Genomic DNA, 20,868 nt, shown 5'->3' with positions numbered 1-20,868 from the left:
CGGTGAGATCGGGTCGAGCACGGCAAGGGAGGTGTCCGTGACCGCGCCGGGTTTGCCCGGACAGGGCCCGAAGGTGCGGACGGTCTGCTCGTACTGCGGAGTGGGCTGCGGCCTGGTCCTCGACGTCGGTACGGGGCCGGACGGGCGGCGTACGGTCCTGAAGGCGTCCGGGGACAAGGAACACCCGGCGAACTTCGGCCGGTTGTGCACCAAGGGCGCGACCACGGCGGACATGCTCGCCGCGCCCGGCCGGCTGACGACGGCCCTGCGGCGAGCGCGCCGCGGGCAGGAGCCGCTGCCCGTCCCGGTGGACGAGGCGATCGCCGAGACGGCGGACCGGCTCCGGGCGATCGTCGACGAGCACGGCCCCGACTCCGTCGCGCTCTACGTCTCGGGACAACTGAGCCTGGAGGCGCAGTACTTGGCGAACAAGCTGGCCAAGGGCTTCCTGCGCACCAACCAGATCGAGTCCAACTCGCGGCTGTGCATGGCGTCCGCCGGTACCGGCTACAAGCTGTCCCTCGGCGCGGACGGCCCGCCGGGCTCGTACGAGGACTTCGACAGGGCCGATCTGTTCCTCGTCATCGGCTCCAACATGGCCGACTGCCATCCCGTCCTGTTCCTGCGGATGATGGACCGGGTGAGGTCGGCGGGCGCCAAGCTCATCGTCGTCGACCCGCGACGCACCGCGACGGCCGCCAAGGCCGACCTCTTCCTGCAGATCAGGCCGGGCACGGATCTCGCCCTCCTCAACGGGCTGCTGCACCTCCTCGTCGAGAACGGCGACATCGACGAGGAGTTCATCGCCGAGCACACCGAGGGCTGGGAGGCGATGCCCGGCCTCCTCGCCGACTATCCGCCCGCCACCGTCGCCGCGATCACCGGCCTGGCGGAGGAGGACATCCGCGAGGCGGCCCGGCTGATCGGCGAGGCGGGGGAGTGGACGAGCTGCTGGACGATGGGCCTCAACCAGTCCACGCACGGCACCTGGAACACCAACGCCCTGATCAACCTCCACCTCGCCACCGGCGCCATCTGCCGCCCCGGCTCCGGCCCGTTCTCGCTGACCGGCCAGCCCAACGCCATGGGCGGCCGGGAGATGGGCTACATGGGACCGGGGCTGCCGGGCCAGCGCTCCGTGCTCGTCGACGCCGACCGGGCCTTCGTCGAGGAGCTGTGGGAGCTGGAGCCGGGCACCCTGCGCGCCGACGGCACCGGCCGGGGCACGGTCGAGCTGTTCCGGAGGATGGCCGACGGGGAGATCAAGGCGTGCTGGATCATCTGCACCAACCCGGTCGCCTCCGTCGCCAACCGCGCGACCGTCGTCGAGGGCCTGGAGGCGGCCGAATTCGTCGTCACCCAGGACGCGTTCGCCGACACGGAGACCAACGCGTACGCCGATGTCGTGCTGCCCGCCGCCCTGTGGACGGAGACCGAGGGCGTCCTGGTCAACAGCGAGCGCACCCTCACGCTCGCCTCCCCGGCCGCCGACCCGCCCGGCCAGGCGATGGCCGACTGGCGGATCATCGCCGCCGTGGCCCGCGCGATGGGCTTCGAGAAGGGCTTCGCGCACGACAGCGCCGAGGAGGTCTTCGAGGAGATCAAGCGTGCCTGGAACCCGGTCACCGGCTGGGACCTGCGCGGAGTGAGCTACGAGCGGTTGCGCGGTACGCCGGTGCAGTGGCCGGCGGCCACCCCCGACGGCGACGGCCGCAATCCCATCCGGTACGTCGGCGCGGACCGCTCCCCGCTCTTCCCGACGCCGAGCGGCCGTGCGGTCTTCCACGCCCGGCCGCACCTGCCGCCGGCGGAGATGCCCGACGACACGTACCCGTACCTGCTGAACACCGGCCGGCTCCAGCACCAGTGGCACACCCTGACCAAGACGGGCAAGGTCGACAAGCTCAACAAGCTGAACCCCGGCCCCTTCGTGGAGGTGCATCCGCAGGACGCCGCCGAGCTGGGCCTGGTGGACGGGGATCCGGTGGAGATCGTCTCGCGGCGCGGGCGGGCCGTCCTCCCGGCGGCCGTCACCGACCGGGTGCGCCCCGGCTGCTGTTTCGCCCCGTTCCACTGGAACGACCTGTTCGGGGAGCACCTCAGTGTGAACGCGGTGACGAACGACGCCGTCGACCCCCTGTCGTTCCAGCCCGAGTTGAAGGTGTGCGCGGTGTCCCTGGCGAAGGCGCCCACCGCGACGGCGGTCCGGGCACCGGCGGAGGCGACAGCGACGGTCCCGACGCCGAGGGAGGCGGCGCCCGCACAGACAGCGGCCCCCACACCCCCCGCCCCCCTCCTCGCCGCGTTCGGGCTGGAGCCCGTGCCCGCGCCCGACCTGGCCGCACACGAACGCCGTTATCTGACCGGCTTCCTGACCGGCATCCCGTCCGGCGCCCCCGGCGTCCCCGTCCTGCCGCCCGACGCCCCCCTGAGCCCCGAGCACGCGCTGTGGGTGAACGGCGTCCTCGCGGGGATGCACTCACGGGCGCCCCACCCCGAGGCGACGGCCTCCGCCTCGTACGGCGGGCCCGGCGTCTCCTCGGCGCCACGGGCGGACTCGGCCCCGGCCCCGCACCGCCAGGTGGTCGTCCTGTGGGCGTCGCAGACCGGGAACGCCGAGGTGTTCGCCACCGCCACGGCCGAGCGGCTCGCCGCGGACGGACACGATGCCTCCCTCCTGCCCATGGCCGAGGCGGACCCCGCCGCCCTCCCGCCCGGCGCCGACCTGCTGCTGATCACCAGCACCTTCGGCGACGGCGAGGCGCCCGACAACGGCACCGCGTTCTGGACGGCCCTCGCCTCACCCGGCGCCCCGAGCCTGAAGGACCGGCGCTACAGCGTGCTGGCCCTCGGCGACTCCGCCTACGACGACTTCTGCGGGCACGGCCGCCGTCTGGACCGGCGGATGGCGGAGCTGGGCGCGACACGGCTGGCCCCGCGCACCGACTGCGAACCCGACTACGAGGCGGACGCACAGGCGTGGCTCGACCGGGTCCGCACCGCCCTGCGCGGCACCCGGCAGCCGGCACCCGGACCGCACCCCGCCCCGCCGACCGCGCCCCGCTCCGGCCGGCGCGCCCCGGTCACCGCCCGCCTCACCGGCAACCGGCTGCTGAGTCTGCCCGGCGCGGGCAAGGAGGTACGGCACTTCACCTTCGACACCCGCGACAGCGAGACCCCGCTGGTCTACGAGGCGGGGGACGCGCTCGCCGTGCACCCGGTCAACTGGCCGGAGCTGGTGGCGGAGTGGCTGGCCGTCACCGGCCTGGACGGGGACACGGCCGTCAAGGTCGACAAGGCCGGGGAGATACCGTTCGCCGAGGCCCTGCTGCGGCACCTGGACATCACCCGTGTCACGCCCGGCCTGCTGCGGTTCGTCGCCGACCGCGCGCGTGACCCGTACGAGCTGCGCAACCTCCTGCGGACGGACGACAAGGGCGCGTTGGCGCAGTGGTCCTGGGGGCGGCAGGCGGTCGACGTGGTCGCGGAGTTCGCGGTCCGCGCGGGGGCGCAGGAGTGGACGGACGCGCTGGGACGGCTGCGGCCCCGGATGTACTCCATATCGTCCAGTCCGCTGATCGCCCCGCACGAGCTGTCGCTGACGGTGTCCGTCGTCCGCTACAAGAGCGAGAGCGGCCGACTGCGCCAGGGGGTGTGTTCCTCGTTCCTCGCCGACGCGGAGCCCGGCACCGCGGTGCCGGTGCGCGTCCAACGGGTGCCCCACTTCCGTCCGCCCGCCGACGCGGCCACCCCGGCCGTCATGGTGGGCCCCGGCACCGGTGTCGCGCCCTTCCTCGGCTTCCTCCAGGACCGCCGGGCGCGCGGCCACCGGGCCCCCAACTGGCTGTTCTTCGGGGAACGGCACCGGGCGACCGACTTCTACCACGAGGACGAGCTGGACGCGTTCCTCGCCGACGGCACCCTCACCCGGCTGGACACCGCCTTCTCCCGCGACCAGCGCTCCAAGGTCTACGTCCAGGACCGGATGCGCCAGCACGGCCGGCTGCTGTGGTCCTGGCTGCGGGACGGCGCCCACTTCTATGTCTGCGGCGACGCCTCCCGCATGGCCGAGGCCGTCGACCGGGCCCTGCGGGAGATCGCCGTCGTCCATGGCGGCCTGGACTGGGCGGAGGCCGCGGCGTACGTGAGACAGCTCGCCGCCGACAAGCGGTATGTGCGGGACGTGTACTGACCGGGTGAGGCGGGGCCGCCGAGCCGCCGGCCGGCGGCGACAGGACGGCCCGGGCTCGCCTCCGCCGGGCTCAGGGGAGCGGCGGCATGTCCGAGGGGCGCGAGTCGAGGCCGGGGCGCGGCTTGGCCCACTCGCCGCGGGTGAAGTCGGGGACCTGCACCGGACGCCCGCCCGCGGCCAGCGACCTGACGCTCAGCGGGACCGCGGAGCACCACACCGCGGAGTCGTAGACGTCGATGTCGGGGACCAGCCCGGCCCGCATCAGCTGGATCGTCCGCCACTGCAGGACGTAGTCCATGCCGCCGTGCCCGCCGTTGTTGGCGGCGTCGTCCCCGACCTTCTGCCACAGCCAGTGGTCGAACTCCCTGCGGTACGCGCCGAAGTCCCGCCAGGTGTGGCCGCTGTGGTCCGGCTCCAGATAGATCCGCCCGCCGCCCGCCGAGGCGACGCCCGCGTAGTCCTCGAAGATGCCGCGGCTGCCGGCCAGGGAGTTGATACGGCTGTACGGGCGCGGTGAGCTGACGTCGTGCTCGGCCCGGATGACGCGGCCCTGTGCCGTTTCGAGGAGACAGGTGACCAGGTCACCGTTGATGTAGGTCTCCTTCCACGACGGGTGGGACGGGTCGACGAAGCGGGCCCGGTAGTCGGCGAGGCCCTTGGGCTCGGTCGCCGTGGCGCGCAGCGTCATGACCCGGTCGCCGCGGTTGATGTCCATGGCGGCGGCGATGGGCGCGAGTCCGTGCATCGGGTAGAGGCTGGCGGTGCTGCGGGTGTGCCACAGCCGTCGCCAGGAGTCGGTGTAGTACGTGTCGGAGAACAGCAGGGCCCGCAGGTCGTGCAGATAGCCGCCGTGGCCGTTGGTCACCTCGCCGAAGAGGCCCGCGTGGGCCATCTTGAGCATGGCCAGCTCGTTGCGGCCGTAGTTGCAGTTCTCCGCGAGCATCAGGTGCCGGCGGGTGCGTTCGCTGTTGTCGACGAGGTCCCACAGCTCGTGCAGCTCGGTGGCGATGGGCAGTTCGACGATGACGTGCTTGCCGGCGAGCAGCGCGGCCCTGCTGTGCTCGTAGTGGAACTCCCAGGGCGTCGCGATGTACACGAGATCGACGTCGTCGCGTGCGAGCAGCCGGGTGTACGCGTCCGCCGAGCCCCCGAACTCGGCCGGCCGGGGCTTGCCCTTGGCCACCAGCCGATCGGCGGTCCGGGTCACCCGGTCCGCGCGGATGTCGCAGACGGCGGTCACCACGCACCCGGGCACCGCGGACCACCCGGGCGTCATGCCCGACCCGCGGTTCCCCAGGCCGATGACCCCGACACCCACGGTCGGATACACGTCGTACGCGACATTGACCATGCTCTTCTGACCGGGCCTGCGCCGCGGGACCGGGTCCACCGCCGCGGCGGCGTCCTCGGCCCGCGCCACCGAACCGACACCGGTCGCGGCCACACCGCCGGCCACCGCGCCCCCGATGAGCGAACGGCGGGAGAACGAAAAGGGGTTGGGCATGACGCTCCTCTGCATCGAGACGGGCGTGTTGCGGCACGACTCTGACGGCGCCGCGCGTCCATGTCAATACATGTTCAAAAACAGCCCGCTTCGCGCAACATCAAGCATGGATCGCGCATGCACGGGCCCCTGTAGGGTGGGCAGTGGTCTAGACATCCTTGTGGAGGGAACGCAGGTGGAACGAACGGCCCACACCCCGGCGCCGGGAGCCCTGCCGGTTGGCGTCATCGGCCTGGGCGGCATCGCGCAGAAGGCGTATCTGCCCGTCCTGGGCGCGATGCCGGAGCTGGATCTGCGCCTGATGACACGGGACGCGGACAAGCTCGCCAGGATCGGGCAGTCCTACCGGGCCCACCGGCTCTTCACCGACCTGGACGCGCTCATCGACTCCGGCATCCGGGCGGCCTTCGTGCACACGCCCACGGAGACCCACCATGACATCGTCACCCGCCTGCTGGACGCCGGTGTCGACGTCCTGGTGGACAAGCCGCTGTCGTACACGCTGAGCGAGAGCCGGCAGACGGCGGAACTGGCGCGCGAACGCGGCCGGTCCCTCATGGTCGGCTTCAACCGCCGCCACGCCCCCGCCTACCTCCAGGCCCTCGACACCCCCCGCGATCTCGTGGTGCTCCAGAAGGACCGCCGCGCCAGGACCGGCGACGTCCGCACCATCGTCCTGGACGACTTCATCCACCTGGTCGACACCCTGCGCATGCTCGCCCCCGAGGGCGTCGCGTACGACGTCCACGGCAAGGTCGAGGACGGGCAGCTGCACCACGCGGTCCTGCGCGCCACGGGCCCCGGCTTCACCGGGCTCGCCGTCATGAACCGTGCCGGCGGCTCGGCCGGCGAGACCCTGCAGACCGCGGGCGCCGACCACCGTCTGGACGTCGTCAACCTCACCGACGTCATCGACCACGACACCGTCCCGGCACTGCGCCGCGGCGCCGACTGGGAATCCGTCGGCCGGCGCCGCGGCTTCGAAGGCATGTGCCGGTACTTCCTGAACGCCGTGCGCACCGGCGAGCGGATCGACGCGGGGGACGCCCTGGTCACCCATGAGTGGTGCGAGGAGATCATCGACCGGCTCCTGAGCGCGTAGCCCGGCCGTTCACTCCACCGGGGCTCCCGTCTCCTCAAGCCTGCCGTCGGCCAGCCGCAGCCGGCGGTTCACCCCGATCTCGGCGAGGAACCGCTCGTCGTGGCTGACCACCAGGAACGCGCCCCGGTAGGAGTGGAGCGCGCCCTCCAACTGGCCCACACCCGACCAGGTCGAGATTGTTCGTCGGCTCGTCGAGCAGCAGGACGTCCGGGCGTCGCAGCAACTGGGCGGCCAGACCCAGGGAGACGACCTGACCGCCGCTGAGCGTGCTCAGGCTCCGGTCGAGGGCGAGGCCGCCGAGTCCCAGCCGGTCGAGCTGGGCGCGGGTGCGGTCCTCGATGTCCCAGTCGTCGCCGATCGTCGTGAAGTGCTCCTCGCTGACGTCTCCGGACTCGACGGCGTCCAGGGCGCGGATGACATCGGCGACGCCGAGCACCTCGGCCACCGTCAGATCCCCGGTCAGGGGAAGGGTCTGCGGCAGGTAGCCGAGGGTGCCGCCGACGGACACCGTGCCGGTGGCGGGCCGCAGTCGACCGGCGATCAGCTTCAGCAGGGTGCTCTTGCCCGGAGCCGTTGGGTGCGACCAGGCCGGTGCTGCCGGCCGTGAGGGAGAAGGACAGGTCGTGGAAGGCAGGGTGTCGTCGGGCCAGGCGAACGACACGTGTCTTCCTATCCTCTTCACCCGCCCCCGCCGACCTGACGGGCGAGCGTCTGATCCTGCGGTCCTGGACCGCAGGCGAGGCCGCCGGGGTCCTCGACGACACCCGCCGCGCGCACTGGGCGGACGACTTCCCGGCCGAAGGCGACCGCATCGTCGCGGGCCTGCTCGATCGGTACCCCGACCGTCTGCGCGGACGTGGAACTGTCGAACCCGTCATCGCTGCGCGTGCTGGAGAAGGCCGGCTTCCGCCGGTGCGCCGCCGACGGGAACACGGCCCGGCTCGAGATGACGCGGGCGGACGCCGACCGGCGCCGACACCTCCACGGCCCTGGGGGACACCACCCCAGGGCCACGCCGTCACCCGCTCGGCGACGCGCGGCTGTTACTTCCTCGACCCGCTCAGCCTGTGTGGAGGACCCGGAAGCGGGCGGGGAAGGCCGGGTCGCGGTCGACGACCTGGACGGGCGTCCCGGCCCACTGCCACACGTCGATGCCCGGAACCCGTGAGAACCGGATCCGTCCGCGCGTGCCGTCGACGGCGACGTCCGCCCAGGCGTCGGCGATGCGCGCCCGGTCCACGCCGTGGGACAGCAGCGCCCCGGCGAGGACGGCGATCGTGTCGTAGCCCTCGAACGCGACGAAGGAGGGCGCCTCGGCCAGCCGTGCGCGGAGCGCCTTGTCGACACGGGCGCCGAGGGGAGTGAGGCGCTCGGGCAGATAGCGCAGGAAGGGGATCGCGGCTCCGTCGGCGCCGAGCAGCGTCGCCCATGCGGGGAACTCCGGCTGTCCGGCGGGAGCGCCGATCAGGACGCCGTCGAGGCGCCGGTCGCCGCGGACGGACCGGACGATCGGGACGGCCGGGTCCGGGTGGCCGACCAGCAGCAGCAGAGCGGTGGCGCGACGGTCGACGAGCGCTTCGGGGACGGCCTCGGGGGTGAGTTCGCCCAGGTCGAGTTCGGTGAGGACGCCGCCGTGCGCGGTGAGGTGGTCCCGCAGGACGCGGGTGCCGGCGGCCCAGTAGACACTCGCCTGCGCGGCCACGGCGATGTGCCGGTGCCCCGCGCCGAGGAGGAAGTCCGCGTACGTCCGCCAGCCACGGGACTGCGGCGGGCACAGGCGTGCCACCCGTTGCGTGGGCGCTTCGGTGAGCGCGTCCAGCACCGCCGAGGAGCACAGGAACGGCAGGCCGAGAGCGTCGGCCCGCGCGGCGGCGGCGCGCGCGACGACGCTGTGGTACTCCCCGGCCAGGGCGGCCACACCGAGGCGCGCGAGTTCCTCCACCGCCGCCTCGGCTCTGCGCGGATCGGCCGCGGTGTCGCGTACGACGAGTTCGAGCGGCCTGCCGTCGATCCCGCCGGCCTCGTTCACGTCCCCGACGGCCAGCTCAAGCCCGGCGAGCAAGTGCCGGCCGGCCTCCGCCCAACCGGGCCGGGTCAGCGGAGCGAGTGCACCGATCCGGACGGGCGGCATGGGGGTCCGCTCGGTGGCGGGTGGCGTAGTCATCAGGTGGCGTCTTCCGTGTGACGGTCGGTGGCGTCGTGCCCGGTCAAGATCATCCAGACGCCCGGCCCGTGCCGTCAACCCACCGGGTCGAGCCCACCCCCTTGACCGTGTTCTGTCAGCCCCCTACCCTCCCGAGCAATGTAAGGAAACTTTCCTAACAGTCTCCCGCACGGCACACCTCCACCCCACAGCGAGGAGTCCCTGATGCCGGACAGCCACCCCCACGACCCCCGTCACCTCCCCGACCCCCACGAGCCACATCACCCCCACGACCGCCGCCGTCCCTCCCGCCGCGCCCTGCTCGGCGCCGCGACCGCCGCGACCGCCGGGTTCGCCGCGGCCGCCCTCCCCGCCTCCCTGCACCTGCCCTCGGCCACCGCGGCGGCCGCCCCCCTCGCCCCGACCTGGGCATTGCGCTGGGCGCCCGCTGCGGCGAGCGTCGGTCTGGGCGCGTTCGAGACGATCGAGGACGACCGTGCGGACTCCCACCCCGGCGGCCGGCCGCACATCCGCCCGGCGGGCGACACCTTCCGGTTCGACATGCACCTGGTCGACCGGGACACCTCCACCGACCGCCAGCGTCAGGAAGTCACCGGCATGCGCACCTCCAGCGGCTCCTTCCTGCGCTGGCTGCCGGGCGAGACCTGGCGTGTGACGTACCAGATGTACATCCCCAGCTCGCTGCGGGCGACCACGACCTTCACGCACATCATGCAGACCAAGCAGCCCGGCACCGGCACCTCGCCCATCACCGTGATGTCGCTGCGCCGGGTGAACGGGGCGCAGACCATCGAGCTGAAGCTGTTCGAACCCGACCTCCTCGTCGGCCGCACCGACCTGGTGCCGCTGCACGACTCCTGGGTCGACGTCGACTTCCGGATGAGGATCGGCGACGGCACGGCCGGCAGCGTGCGCTGGATCCTCCGCAAGGACGGCGTCACGCTCGTCGACGGCACCAGGACGGGCGTCGACACCTTCCTCCTGGACCGGGTGCGCCCCAAGTGGGGCATCTACCGCTCCCTGGGCGACACCTCCGGCTCCCTGCGGGACTGCCATCTGCTGCTGCGGAACCTGCGCGGCTACCAGCTCGTCGACGCCGCCGCGGCGCGCGTGCGGCCCGCCGGGTGAGCGACGCCCGCACCACCGCCTCGCCCCCCCCACGTCCGGTTGACCCCCACCGAGAGGACGCCATGCGCACCCCCCTGCCCACCCTCCTCGCCGGCGCGCTGCTCGCCGGCCTCGGGCTCGGCCTCGTCACTCCACCGGCCGCCGCCTCCACCCCCGGATCCCCGTCCGCCTCCGCCCCGGCCGTCCGTGCCGCCGCCCACCCCCAGTGGCAGCCGAACACCTGGTACGCCGTGGGCGCACGCGTGTCCTACGGCGGCCAGGACTACGAGTGCCTGCAGAGCCACACCTCGCTGACGGGCTGGGAGCCCTCCACCACCCCCGCCCTGTGGAAGCCGCTCGGCGACAGCGGCGGCGGCACGGACACCACGGCCCCCTCCGCCCCGGCCGGCCTTCGCGTCACCGGCACCACGTCCTCCAGCGTGTCCCTGTCCTGGAGCGCGTCCAGCGACAATGTCGGGGTGACCGGCTACGTCCTCTACCGCGACGGCACCCAGGTCGCCACGGCCGGCGGCACCTCGTACACCGTTGGCGGGCTGTCACCGAGCACGGCGTACGCCTTCACCGTCCGCGCCCGGGACGCGGCGGGCAACCTGTCCCCGGCCTCCGGCGCCGTCACCGCGACCACGCGCAGCGCCGGAGACGGGTCGCCGGGCACCACACCCGCCGCGATCAACGGCCGCCTGAAGGTCTGCGGTGTGAAGCTGTGCAACCAGTACGGCAAGCCGATCCAGCTGCGCGGCATGAGCAGCCACGGCCTGCAGTGGTACAGCCAGTGCCTGACCAACGGCTCCCTGGACGCGCTGGCCGGCGACTGGAACGCCGATGTGCTGCGCATCTCCCTCTACGTCCAGGAGGGCGGCTACGAGACCAACCCCCGCATGTTCACCGACCGGGTGCACCAGCTCATCGAGATGGCGACGGCCCGCGGCATGTACGCCCTCGTCGACTGGCATCAGCTGACCCCCGGCGACCCGAACCACAACCTGGAGCGCGCCAAGACGTTCTTCACCGAGATCGCCCAGCGCCACCGCGGCAAGACCAATCTCCTGTACGACATCGCCAACGAGCCCAACGGCGTCAGCTGGTCACGGATCAGGTCCTACGCCGAGCAGCTGATCCCCGTCATCCGCGCCCAGGACCCCGCCACCCCGATCCTCGTCGGCACCCACGGCTGGGGCTCCCTCGGCATCTCCGACGGACGGGACGAGACCGACGTCATCGACAACCCGGTCCGCGCCGCCAACATCATGTACACCTTCCACTTCTACGCCGCCTCGCACGGGCAGGAGTACCTGGACGCCCTCGACCGGGCCTCGGACCGGATCCCGGTCTTCGTCACCGAGTTCGGCACCCAGGAAGCCTCCGGTGACGGCCCGAACGACTTCGCCCGCACCCAGCAGTACCTCGACCTGATGGCCGCCAAGAAGATCAGCTGGGTCAACTGGAACTTCTCCGACGACCACCGCTCCGGCGCCGTGTTCAAGCCGGGCACGTGCGACAACAACGGTCCCTGGGCCGGCACCACCGCCCTCAAGCCGGCCGGCACCTGGATCCGCGACCGCATCCGCACCCCGGACTCCTTCCCCACGAACTGACGGCACGGCAGGGGCGCAGGCCGGCGGTCGGCCTGCGCCCCTGCGGCGCGAGCGGGGGTCACCCGGCGGGGTGGGACATCCAGCGCAGGACCGCGCCGGTCACCGCGTCACCGAGCGAGCTGATCGCCGTGACGGCGTACTGGTCGCCGGGCAGGGGAGCGATGCCGCGGACGGTGAGGGCGGCGTACAGCTCCAGGCGGCGGTGGTCGGCGGCGCTGACGGGGATGTCGAGGCGCTGCTTGGGGTCGGGGGGCGGAAGGAGGTAGTCGTCCTGACGCTCGGGGGCGGCGGGGTGCCCGAGATCCAGGGTGGAGGTGTAGGGGTCGCACATGGGCCAGACGTCCTGGGCCGGGGTGAGCGTGTCGCTGTACGGGTTCACCGCTGGTCTCCCTCGCTCGGGGGTGTCTGTCTGCACGGTGAGTCGTGGGGGCGGGCGGACCCGGTTGCGCGATGGGCCGGGGATCCCCCTGATGCCCGAATAAGTAGGCTTACTCGTACTCCTGCCGACCGGTGGTGCCCGCCTGCCGCCGGCCCGTCCGAGGGTGTCCTCGGGGACCTTCAGCATTCGCCCGTAAAGCTCGCATAGTGCTAGAAATGGGACATGATCGGTCCTGCTCGCCGGTCCCGGACGAGAGCGGAGCCGTTCGGCGAAGGGCGCTCCTTCGACTCGTCCCGCCGTTCGGGGGCGCGGCATTCCCCCGGACGCCATCTGCCGCCGTCCCTGAGCGTGCGCACGCTCGCCGCGCAGGTCTTCCTCCTCCAGATCCTGATCATGGTGGTGCTCGTCGCGGTGGCGGTCGCGGCCCTGGTGGTGCAGGGACGCTACGAGGCCGAGCAGGGCGCCAAGAACCGCTGCCTGGCCGCGGCGGAGGCGTTCGCGCACCCGCCGAGCACGGCCGCCGCCCTCCAGTCACGCGATCCGACGGCACAGCTCCAGCCGGTGGCGGAGGCGGCCAGACGCGGATCCGGCGTCGACTTCATCACCGTCCTGGACACGGACGGCGTACGGATCACCGACCCGCAGCCCGAGCTGATCGGCACCAGGGCGGAGGGCGTGGAGCGGGCCGCCGCGGGAGAGGCGTTCACCGAGACCTTCCACGGCGAGCCCGCCGACGCCGTACGCGCCGTGGTCCCCGTACGGGACGCCGACGGGCGCGTCGTCGGCATGGTCAGCGCCGGCATCCAGTTCGAGACGCTGGGCGACGTGCTGAACGAGCAGCTGCCGGTGATGCTGGCCGCGGCCGCGGGCGCCCTGGCCCTGGCCGTCGCGGGCACGGCCCTGGTCAGCCGGAGGCTGCGCCGCCAGACGCACGGTCTGGGCCCGGCCGAGATGACCCGCATGTTCGAGCACCACGACGCCGTCCTGCACGCCGTGCGCGAGGGCGTGCTGATCGTCGGTGACGGGCGGCTGATGCTCGCCAACGACGAGGCCCGCCGGCTGCTGGACCTCCCCGAGGGCGCCGACCAGCGGCCGGTCACGGAACTGGGCCTCAGCCCCCGCCTGACCCGGCTGCTGAAGTCCGCCGAACCCGTCTCCGACGAGGTCCTCCCGGCCGGGGAGCGGCTCCTGGCCGTCAACACCCGGCTCACCGAGCCCTACGGCGGCGCCCCCGGCCTGGTGGCCACCTTCCGCGACACCACCGAGCTGCGCGCCCTGTCCGGGCAGGCCGAGGTGGCCCAGGGACGGCTCACCCTGCTGTACGAGGCGGGCGTACGCATCGGCACCACGCTGGACATCCGGCGGACGGCGGAGGAGCTCGCCGAGGTCGCGGTCCCCCGGATGGCCGACTTCGTCACCGTCGAACTCCTCGACTCCGTCCTGCGCGGCGAGGAGCCCACCGGCGCCGTACGACGCATGCGGCGCACCGCTCTGAGCGGGCGGCAGGCCGGGCACCCCCTGCAGCCGGTCGGAGACCTGATCCAGTTCGTGGTGGCCGACACACCGATGGTGGCGGCACTGCACCGCGGCAAGGCCGTCCGCGTGGCCGACCTGCACAGCGCCCACGACTGGCGGGCCCATGACCCGGCGGGTGCCCGCCAGGCGCTGGAGTACGGCATCCACTCGCTGATCACCGTCCCCCTGCGCGCCCGCGGCGTGGTCCTCGGCATGGTCAACTTCTGGCGCGGCGAGGGCTCCCCGCCGTTCGAGGAGGAGGATGTCGCGGTCGCCGAGGAACTGGTGGCCCGCGCCGCCGTCGCCATCGACAACGCCCGCCGCTACGCCCGCGAGCACGCCATGGCCGTCACCCTGCAGCGCAGCCTCCTCCCGCGGGACGTCCCCGACCAGGACGCCCTGGAGATCGCCTGGCGCTATGTGCCCGCCCAGGCCGGCGTGGGCGGCGACTGGTTCGACGTCATCCCGCTGCCGGGCTTCCGGGTGGCGCTGGTGGTCGGCGACATCGTGGGGCACGGGCTGCACGCCGCGGTGACCATGGGCCGGCTGCGGACCGCCGTACTGAACTTCTCCTCGCTCGACCTCGCCCCCGACGAACTGCTGGGCCGCCTCGACGAGATGGTGACCCTCCTGGACACCCAGACCTCGAACGCCGACAGCAACGGCGCCCCGGTCACCGGAGCCACCTGCCTGTACGCCGTCTACGACCCGGTCGGCGGGCGCTGCACCCTCGCCCGCGCCGGGCACCTGGCACCGGCCGTCGTCGACCCCGACGGCCGGGTGACCTTCGCCGACCTCCCCCTGTCACCGCCCCTGGGCGTGGGCGGGCACCCCTTCGAGGCCGGTGAGCTGGAGCTGCCCGAGGGCAGCCGGCTGGTGCTGTTCACCGACGGACTGATCGAGGGCCGCGACACCGACATCGACGAGGGGCTGCGCCGGCTCGGCTCGGCGGTCGCCGGCCCGGACCGCACACCGGAGGAGATCTGCCGCGCCGTCATGGAGACGGTGATGCCCGGTCACCCCGGCGACGACGTGGCGCTGCTGGTCGCCCGGACCCGGCTGCTGGACCCGTCCCGCGTCGCGGCCTGGGACGTCCCGGTCGATGTCACCGCCGTCTCCCGGGTCCGTACGGAGGTCAGCCGCCGGCTCGGCGAGTGGGGCCTGGACGAGTTGTCCTTCACCACGGAACTCATCCTCAGCGAGCTCCTCACCAACGCGATCCGCTACGGCGCCCCGCCCGTCCGGGTCCGCCTGCTGCTCGGCCGCACCCTCGTCCTGGAGGTCTCCGACGGCAGCAACACCTCACCCCGGCTGCGCCACGCCTCCACCACCGACGAGGGAGGCCGCGGCCTGTTCCTCGTCTCCCAGTTCGCCGACCGCTGGGGCACCCGCTACGTGGCCCGCGGCAAGGTCATCTGGGCCGAGCAGACCCTGGACCGCACCTCGGAGCCGGACCCGACCGCACTGATCGACGAACTGGCCTGGTGACACCGGCGAGGGGTCAGCCCTTCGCCGCCGGTTTCCGAAACCGACGAGAGATCAGCCCTTCGCCGGTTTCCACTCCGAGGCGAGCAGGCCGAGGATCACCTCGTCCTGGAACCCGCCCAGGACCCAGGAGGAGGAGCGCAGCAGGCCCTCGCGCACGAAGCCGTTGCGCTCGGCGGAGCGCAGCATCCCGTGGTTGTCCGCCAGCGTCTCGATCTGCAGCCGATGCAACCCGCGCACGACGAAGCCGTAGTGGCACAGCACCGCGACCACATCGGTGCCGTAACCCTTGCCGCGGCAGGACGGCAGCAGCCCCAGCCCGATGTGCGCACAGCGGTTGTGGTTGTCGATGCCCCACAGGGTCGCGGTGCCGACCAGCGTGTCACCGGCGAGCTCCACCACGGAGAACTGGACGAGCCCCTGGTTCTTCTCGTCCACCACGAGCCGCGGATCCTGCGAGCCGGGCGTGATCGGCCGCCACGGTCCGCCCTCGGCCCGCGCGGCGTTGACCACGTCGTCGTACAGCTCCGCCCGCAGGACCGGTATGTCGTCCTCGTGCCGGGCCCTCAGCCCGACCTTGTCGCCCTTCAGCATGCAAGCTTCCTATCCGACCGGACCGCAAGGCGGCAAACCCATAAGAATTCCAGCCCACTTGACGGAGAAGCGGTTCGGGCCGGTGGTCCTCCGATGGTCGATTCAGTGCACCGTATGACGTCTGGGCCGCTGCGGTGATCCTGTGCGGCCCCACGGTGTGCGGCGCCCCGACGGCGCCGGTCGGCGCCGGTTGACTGTGGTGGGTACCCCCGCCGTCCCCCCTCGTGACGAGGAGCAGCCCATGCCGCAGATCACCGACGCCTCCCCGACCCCCGTGTTCCCCCGCCTGACCTGGGCCGAGGACCTGCTGACCCCGGCGCTGAGGGAGGCCGTGGCCGCCCTGCCCGAGGCCGAGAGCACGGTCGCCCGGTACCACCGCGGCTGGTGCGAGGCGGACGGCACCCCGGTGGTGTCGGTCGCCGGGAGGGGCAAGGCGGTGCGGCCGGCGCTGGCGCTGCTGTCCGCGCAGGCGGTCGGCGGCAGTGCCCGCAGCGCGCTGCCGGGCGCGGTGGCCGTGGAGCTGGTGCACGACTTCACGCTGCTGCACGACGACGTCATCGACGGTGACGGACTGCGCCGGCACCGCCCGGCCGCCTGGTCGGTCTTCGGCACCCCGGCCGCCGTACTGGCCGGCGACGCGCTGCTGGTCGCGGCGATGCGGGTGGTGTGCGACGCCCCGGGCGGACACGCCGCGGCAGCGGTGCGGGAACTGGTCGCCGCCCTGCTGGAACTGGTGGAGGGACAGAGCCGGGACGTCGCCTTCGAGGACGCGGCGGAGGTGTCGGTGGCCGAGTATCTCGCCATGGCCGAGGGCAAGACCGGCTCCTTGATGGGCTGCGCCTGCGCCCTGGGCGGGCTGCTGGCCGGAGCGGACGGCGAACGGGTCGGCGAGCTCCGGGAGTTCGGCCGCCGGCTCGGCGTCGCCTTCCAGTGCGCCGACGACCTGCTCGGCATCTGGGGCCGAACCGCCCGCAGCGGCAAGCCCGTCGGCGCCGACCTCGCCGCCCGCAAGAAGTCCCTGCCCGTGGCCGCCGCCCTCCAGGGCACCGACTCCGCCGCCGAACGGCTGCGGGAGCTGTACCGCGGTGAGCGGCCGCTGGGCGAGGAGGAGCTGGACCTCGTGCGCGACCTGCTGGAGAAGGCGGGCGGCAGGCAGGCGGCCGAGGAGGAGGCGCGGCGCCAACTGCGGGCCGCGCTGCGGGCCCTGTCGTACGCCGCCCCGACCGCGGACGCCTACCGCCAGTTGCAGGAGATCGCCTGGGCGATGGTGCGCCGCGACTCCTGACCTCCGCAGGCGCCGCAAGACGGTCGTGTTCCGGGCGTGACTTCGGCCCCCGTGGGCCGTTGTCCGTGCGGTGGGCCGTTCTGCGGCGTCTGTCCGGCCGTACGCCGTTTCGCGGTGCCTGTCCGGCCGCACCCTGACCATCCACAACGGGACTCTTCGTGACGAAACACAGTGGAGCTGTGCAGCAGACCGAACGCAGTATGCCCCTGTCGGGTGACCTTCCGGCCGTGTCCGCCTACGGACTTCAGGTGGTCCGCGGCACCCACACGGTCCTGGCCGACGTCACCTTCACCATCCCCCGCGGCTGCATCGTCGGCCTGCTCGGACCGAGCGGCTGCGGCAAGACCACCCTGCTGCGCTCCGTGGTCGGCGTCCAACGGGCCACCGCCGGCCATGTGCAGGTCCTCGGATTCGCGGCCGGCGCACCGCAGTTGCAGACCCGGGTCGGCTATGTCACCCAGGCCCCGTCGGTGTACGCGGACCTGACCGTGCTGGAGAACCTGCGCTACTTCGCCGCGGCCCTGGGCCTGCGCGGCTGGCGCCGGGAGGACGCGGTGGTGCGGGTCGTCAAGGAGGTCGACCTCGCGGGATACGCCGACAAGCTCGTCTCCCGCCTCTCCGGCGGCCAGTACTCCCGCGTCTCGCTGGCCGTGGCCCTGCTCAACCGGCCCGATCTGCTGGTGATGGACGAGCCCACCGTCGGACTCGATCCGATGGTGCGCCGGGAGCTGTGGCTGGTGTTCCAGCGGCTGGCGATGGAGGGCACCACCCTGCTGATCTCCAGCCATGTCATGGACGAGGCCGACCGCTGCGACCGGCTGCTGCTGATGCGCTCCGGCCGGCTGCTGGCCAGCGCCGACCGGCACACCCTGCTGGAGCACACCGGCTGCGCCGATGTGGAGCAGGCGTTCATGCACCTGGTGGAGGCCGCCACGGCCGCCGAGGCACGCGCCCGCCGGCGAGCGGCCGCCCAGAGCCTGCCGCCGGAACTGGGCGGGCTGACGGGACTGCTGGACGAGGCGAGCGTGCCCGCCGCCCCGCAGTCCTTCTTCGCGGCGGACACCCGCTCGTGAACGGCACCCCGCTGGCCGACCGGCTCCCGTTCTCGCCCACCATCACCGCGGCGACCGCGGTCCGGGTGCTCCAGCAGATCTCCCGGGACCGGGGGAGCACGGCTCTGCTGCTGGTCATCCCGTGCATGCTGATGGTGCTGCTCAAGCTGATGTTCCATGACTCGGAGGCGTCCTTCCAGCGCGTCGGGCCGCAGGTCTTCGGCGTCTTCCCGGTCATCGTGATGTATCTGGTGGCGTCCGTGTCGATGCTGCGCGAGCGGACCACCGGCACCGCGGAGCGGCTGCTGACCATGCCGGTGGCGCGGCTCGACATCGTCCTCGGCTACAGCCTCGCCTTCGCCCTGCTGGCCCTGTTGCAGGCCGTGCTGTCCACGCTGCTGTCCGTGGGGCCGCTGGGGCTGGACATCAAGGGACCGGCGTACCTGCTGATGGTCATCGCCATACTGGGCGCACTGCTGGGGCTGGCCCTCGGACTGCTGGTGAGCGCCTTCGCCCGCAACGAGTTCCAGGCCGTGCAGTTCCTTCCCGCCGGTGTCCTGCCCCAGTTCCTCGTGTGCGGGCTGTTCGTGCCCCGCGACCAGATGCAGGGCGCGCTGTCGGCCGCCGCCAAGGTGATGCCCATGACCTACGGGGTCCAGGCCGCCGGCGAGGCGGCCACGCACACCGGCGTCACCGGCCTGTTCGTCCGCGACGCCCTGCTGATCCTGGGCTGCGTGATCCTGGTGCTGGTGGCCAGCGCGGCCACGCTCAAGCGCTGAGGCGCCCGGCCCGCAGCCTCGTACCGACATGGCGACGGCCTCCTCCCGGCACGGGGAGGAGGCCGCGGGGAGGGTGTCCCTCAGTGCCGCATGTCCCACTTGAAGCCGCCCGAGACGGCCCCGGCGCTGGGGAACTCGAACGGGCCGAAGCGCAGCGGCCGGTCATGACCGCTGCCCGGGTAGCCGTCGAAGTCCGGGCCGGGGTAGGCCACTTGCTCGGCCGGCCGCTCGGCGACGGCGGCGGAAGCGACTTCGGCGCCGCCCGCGGCGACGGCCACGGCCGCGAGCGAGACGACGACAAGACGGCGAATTCGCAATGACATGAAAAGCCTCCTGTGCGACAGACACGGAAAGAGAGAGGGGAATTGAGCTTTGAGCCTATCGTTCGGGATCGACGCTCCGGACAAGGAAATGCCGAGTTCCCCCGAAAGGGAAAGAAGGGCCAATAAAAGCATGACCGCAACGTTGGGAAAAGTGTTCTTTGCGGGAGCCGCCGCTCTAGCCGCGCTGTGGCTGCGCGCTCTCGCCGGCGGCCGGGCAGGAATTCACGCCCCCTGACTCACCCGGCGCGCTCGACGCGGCGACGCGGGTGGTCTCCGAGGTCAACCGGCATCGGGCGACGGCCGGATGCCCGGCGCTGCGGCAGCGGGCCGCCCTGAACCGGGCGGCCGAGGCCCACAGTGCCGACATGGCCGCGCACGGCCGGCTCAGCCATGTGGGCACGGACGGCAGCGGCCCCGACGACCGGATGCGGGCCGCGGGCTACGAGCCGGGGCCCACCGGCGAGGTGATCGCCGTGGGCCTGGCCACCGCGTCGGCCGTCGTCGGGGACTGGATGGACAGCCCCCCGCACCGCGCGATCCTGCTCAGCTGCCGCTACACGGACGCCGGCGCCGGCACGGCGGCGGGCCCCGACGGCCCCTGGTGGACCCTGGACCTGGCCGCCCCGCGGTGACTCACGCCAGATCCTGATCCCACCACCACGCGATGCCGGGCGCCCCCGGCACGGGCCCCGGCCGGGTGTCCGTCGGCTCCTCGGCGTACGCCAGGGCCAGGTCCTCCATGCTGTCCGGCCAGTGCCCCTGGCTGAGGTACCGGGGCACCCGCATTCCCCACTCGTTGTTCCCGCGCAGCCCGTACCGCAGCCCCTGCAGATAGACGGCGAGCTCCTGGCCGGCCGTCGGGCGCACCCGGTCGTGGAGACGGAGGAAGCGCAGCAGGATGCGGTCGCGCAGGCGCGCGGCCTCGACGACGGCCTGCTGCAGACCGATGCCCCGCTCGGCCATCAGCACGGTGTAGACGTTCTGGTCGGTGTGGCCCCGGGCCAGCTCCTTGTGCAGCGAGTGCCGGTCGTTGTCGAGGGCGGCCACCATCATCGCCATCTCGGACAGCGCCCGCACGGCCGGCCGGTACAGCTCACGGTCGGGGACCTGGGCCCCGGTGGCGAGTTCCAGCAGCGCGTACGTCGGGTGGCCGCCCGCCGCTTGCAACCGCATGGTCAGGAACTCGTCGAGCCCCGGCATCCGGCCCATCGCCTGGTTCGCGATCTGCCAGGCGACCCCGGACAGCCAGGTGCGGTGGGCGTGCTGGAAGCGGGCGACCTGGGCGGGGGCGGCGAAGGAGCGGAAGCGGCGGACGATGTCCTGCAGGGCGCGGGCGTACCGGTCGCCGGGGTCGGCGGAGTCGGTCTCGCAGGCCCGCTGCACCTGCCCGGCCAGGACGTTGAACTGCGCCGGGCGGGTGCTCAGCGGTCCGCTGTCGCAGCGCGCGTCGTCGAACGCGAAACCCCAGTACACCCACAGGGCCGCAGCCAGGAGCCGGTCGTCGTCGGCGACCGGGGCGAAGCGGGCGTAGAAGTCGGCGCTGTGCGTCGCCACGACCCACGCCAGCTCCCGTTCCGACGCGCACATACCGATGGCGCCGACCCATTCCTCGGCGCGTTTCTCGACCTCCCGGACACGGGGATGGACGGCGGATTCCAGGGGGCAGAACAGCGGTGGCAATTCCACTTCGGACAGTGGCAGTCCCATGGCGGCGTGAACCTTCCGGCGAATTGAGGGAAAGGGGCGGGAAGTGCACTCGATCATGTGGGAC

16 protein-coding genes and 2 pseudogenes are annotated in these 20,868 nt (G+C 72.8%); 10 read left to right on the top strand and 8 right to left on the bottom strand.

Annotated features, from left to right (window positions below):
• Nucleotides 1–37: 37 nt before the first annotated feature.
• Nucleotides 38–4,192, top strand: a complete 4,155-nt coding sequence (locus tag ACSU6M_RS01360) for a molybdopterin-dependent oxidoreductase (RefSeq protein WP_437066264.1) — start codon at nucleotides 38–40, stop codon at nucleotides 4,190–4,192.
• Nucleotides 4,193–4,262: 70 nt separating this feature from the next.
• Here ACSU6M_RS01360 and ACSU6M_RS01355 read toward each other — a convergent pair whose 3' ends face one another.
• The gene (locus ACSU6M_RS01355) at nucleotides 4,263–5,696 is read right to left on the bottom strand and encodes a Gfo/Idh/MocA family protein (protein WP_437066262.1); all 1,434 of its coding nucleotides are present in this window, start codon (nucleotides 5,694–5,696) and stop codon (nucleotides 4,263–4,265) included.
• Between the two features lie 211 nt (nucleotides 5,697–5,907).
• Between ACSU6M_RS01355 and ACSU6M_RS01350 the strand changes: the two genes are divergently transcribed.
• Entirely contained in the window at nucleotides 5,908–6,798 is an 891-nt protein-coding gene (locus ACSU6M_RS01350; protein ID WP_437074957.1) for a Gfo/Idh/MocA family protein, read from the top strand.
• Nucleotides 6,799–6,882: 84 nt separating this feature from the next.
• Here the strand turns inward: ACSU6M_RS01350 and ACSU6M_RS01345 are convergent.
• Nucleotides 6,883–7,480: pseudogene (locus ACSU6M_RS01345) on the bottom strand (ATP-binding cassette domain-containing protein); the annotation flags it as partial.
• Between the two features lie 378 nt (nucleotides 7,481–7,858).
• A complete protein-coding gene (locus ACSU6M_RS01340) occupies nucleotides 7,859–8,962 on the bottom strand; it encodes an ABC transporter substrate-binding protein (RefSeq protein ID WP_437066261.1) in 1,104 nt (367 codons plus the stop codon).
• A gap of 204 nt (nucleotides 8,963–9,166) precedes the next feature.
• Here ACSU6M_RS01340 and ACSU6M_RS01335 point away from each other — a divergent pair, with 204 nt between their 5' ends.
• The 3 genes and pseudogenes from ACSU6M_RS01335 to ACSU6M_RS01325 all read left to right on the top strand — a co-directional run bounded on the left by ACSU6M_RS01335 (nucleotide 9,167) and on the right by ACSU6M_RS01325 (nucleotide 11,685).
• Nucleotides 9,167–10,090, top strand: a complete 924-nt coding sequence (locus tag ACSU6M_RS01335; protein WP_437066259.1) for a Tat pathway signal sequence domain protein — start codon at nucleotides 9,167–9,169, stop codon at nucleotides 10,088–10,090.
• 62 nt (nucleotides 10,091–10,152) lie between these two features.
• Nucleotides 10,153–10,410, top strand: a pseudogene (locus ACSU6M_RS01330) (carbohydrate-binding protein); the annotation flags it as partial.
• Nucleotides 10,411–10,413: 3 nt separating this feature from the next.
• Complete coding sequence (locus tag ACSU6M_RS01325) at nucleotides 10,414–11,685, top strand: cellulase family glycosylhydrolase (protein WP_437074956.1); 1,272 nt, start codon at nucleotides 10,414–10,416, stop codon at nucleotides 11,683–11,685.
• A gap of 58 nt (nucleotides 11,686–11,743) precedes the next feature.
• On the opposite strand, the gene ACSU6M_RS01320 is transcribed toward ACSU6M_RS01325, so the two are convergent.
• Nucleotides 11,744–12,064 (bottom strand): hypothetical protein, encoded by a 321-nt coding sequence (locus ACSU6M_RS01320; RefSeq protein WP_437066257.1) that lies wholly within the window; start codon nucleotides 12,062–12,064, stop codon nucleotides 11,744–11,746.
• 222 nt (nucleotides 12,065–12,286) lie between these two features.
• On the opposite strand from ACSU6M_RS01320, the gene ACSU6M_RS01315 reads away from it, so the two are divergent.
• Nucleotides 12,287–15,067 carry a SpoIIE family protein phosphatase gene (locus tag ACSU6M_RS01315; protein ID WP_437066255.1) on the top strand — a complete coding sequence of 927 codons (2,781 nt, stop codon included), beginning with the start codon at nucleotides 12,287–12,289 and terminating at the stop codon, nucleotides 15,065–15,067.
• 51 nt (nucleotides 15,068–15,118) lie between these two features.
• Here the strand turns inward: ACSU6M_RS01315 and ACSU6M_RS01310 are convergent, their stop codons facing one another.
• Nucleotides 15,119–15,658, bottom strand: coding sequence for a GNAT family N-acetyltransferase (locus tag ACSU6M_RS01310; protein ID WP_437066253.1), 540 nt, complete (start codon nucleotides 15,656–15,658; stop codon nucleotides 15,119–15,121).
• A 241-nt stretch (nucleotides 15,659–15,899) separates the two neighbouring features.
• On the opposite strand from ACSU6M_RS01310, the gene ACSU6M_RS01305 reads away from it, so the two are divergent.
• The 3 genes from ACSU6M_RS01305 to ACSU6M_RS01295 all read left to right on the top strand — a co-directional run bounded on the left by ACSU6M_RS01305 (nucleotide 15,900) and on the right by ACSU6M_RS01295 (nucleotide 18,774).
• Nucleotides 15,900–16,943: a polyprenyl synthetase family protein gene (locus tag ACSU6M_RS01305; RefSeq protein ID WP_437066251.1), complete on the top strand. Its 1,044-nt coding sequence runs from the start codon at nucleotides 15,900–15,902 to the stop codon at nucleotides 16,941–16,943.
• 200 nt (nucleotides 16,944–17,143) lie between these two features.
• Nucleotides 17,144–18,016 carry an ABC transporter ATP-binding protein gene (locus tag ACSU6M_RS01300; RefSeq protein WP_437074955.1) on the top strand — a complete coding sequence of 291 codons (873 nt, stop codon included), beginning with the start codon at nucleotides 17,144–17,146 and terminating at the stop codon, nucleotides 18,014–18,016.
• Nucleotides 18,013–18,774 carry an ABC transporter permease gene (locus ACSU6M_RS01295; protein WP_437066249.1) on the top strand — a complete coding sequence of 254 codons (762 nt, stop codon included), beginning with the start codon at nucleotides 18,013–18,015 and terminating at the stop codon, nucleotides 18,772–18,774. The genes ACSU6M_RS01300 and ACSU6M_RS01295 overlap by 4 nt, the downstream gene beginning before the upstream one ends.
• 80 nt (nucleotides 18,775–18,854) lie before the next feature.
• Here the strand turns inward: ACSU6M_RS01295 and ACSU6M_RS01290 are convergent, their stop codons facing one another.
• Nucleotides 18,855–19,097, bottom strand: a complete 243-nt coding sequence (locus tag ACSU6M_RS01290; RefSeq protein WP_437066247.1) for a hypothetical protein — start codon at nucleotides 19,095–19,097, stop codon at nucleotides 18,855–18,857.
• Between the two features lie 266 nt (nucleotides 19,098–19,363).
• On the opposite strand from ACSU6M_RS01290, the gene ACSU6M_RS01285 reads away from it, so the two are divergent.
• Nucleotides 19,364–19,729 (top strand): CAP domain-containing protein, encoded by a 366-nt coding sequence (locus tag ACSU6M_RS01285; RefSeq protein ID WP_437066246.1) that lies wholly within the window; start codon nucleotides 19,364–19,366, stop codon nucleotides 19,727–19,729.
• A gap of 1 nt (nucleotide 19,730) precedes the next feature.
• Here ACSU6M_RS01285 and ACSU6M_RS01280 read toward each other — a convergent pair whose 3' ends face one another.
• Both ACSU6M_RS01280 and ACSU6M_RS01275 read right to left on the bottom strand, forming a co-directional pair.
• Complete coding sequence (locus ACSU6M_RS01280) at nucleotides 19,731–20,570, bottom strand: terpene synthase family protein (protein WP_437074954.1); 840 nt, start codon at nucleotides 20,568–20,570, stop codon at nucleotides 19,731–19,733.
• Nucleotides 20,519–20,734, bottom strand: a complete 216-nt coding sequence (locus ACSU6M_RS01275) for a mannan-binding protein (RefSeq protein WP_437066245.1) — start codon at nucleotides 20,732–20,734, stop codon at nucleotides 20,519–20,521. The genes ACSU6M_RS01280 and ACSU6M_RS01275 overlap by 52 nt, the downstream gene beginning before the upstream one ends.
• Between the last annotated feature and the right edge of the window lie 134 nt (nucleotides 20,735–20,868).

It is taken from the genome of Streptomyces sp. enrichment culture (genome assembly GCF_964272895.1).
Classification (GTDB): domain Bacteria; phylum Actinomycetota; class Actinomycetes; order Streptomycetales; family Streptomycetaceae; genus Streptomyces.
The sequence above is the reverse complement of the archived record's forward strand: the minus strand, read 5'-3'. Positions and strand labels throughout refer to the sequence as shown.

What these genes read in the sequence shown, in the direction of transcription:
- ACSU6M_RS01335 (WP_437066259.1), top strand. Translation starts at nt 9,167, where the DNA reads ATGCCGGACAGCCACCCCCACGACCCCCGTCACCTCCCCGACCCCCAC.
- ACSU6M_RS01300 (WP_437074955.1), top strand. Translation starts at nt 17,144, where the DNA reads ATGCCCCTGTCGGGTGACCTTCCGGCCGTGTCCGCCTACGGACTTCAG.
- ACSU6M_RS01310 (WP_437066253.1), bottom strand. Translation starts at nt 15,658, where the DNA reads ATGCTGAAGGGCGACAAGGTCGGGCTGAGGGCCCGGCACGAGGACGAC.
- ACSU6M_RS01340 (WP_437066261.1), bottom strand. Translation starts at nt 8,962, where the DNA reads ATGACTACGCCACCCGCCACCGAGCGGACCCCCATGCCGCCCGTCCGG.
- ACSU6M_RS01315 (WP_437066255.1), top strand. Translation starts at nt 12,287, where the DNA reads ATGATCGGTCCTGCTCGCCGGTCCCGGACGAGAGCGGAGCCGTTCGGC.
- ACSU6M_RS01305 (WP_437066251.1), top strand. Translation starts at nt 15,900, where the DNA reads ATGCCGCAGATCACCGACGCCTCCCCGACCCCCGTGTTCCCCCGCCTG.
- ACSU6M_RS01355 (WP_437066262.1), bottom strand. Translation starts at nt 5,696, where the DNA reads ATGCCCAACCCCTTTTCGTTCTCCCGCCGTTCGCTCATCGGGGGCGCG.
- ACSU6M_RS01290 (WP_437066247.1), bottom strand. Translation starts at nt 19,097, where the DNA reads ATGTCATTGCGAATTCGCCGTCTTGTCGTCGTCTCGCTCGCGGCCGTG.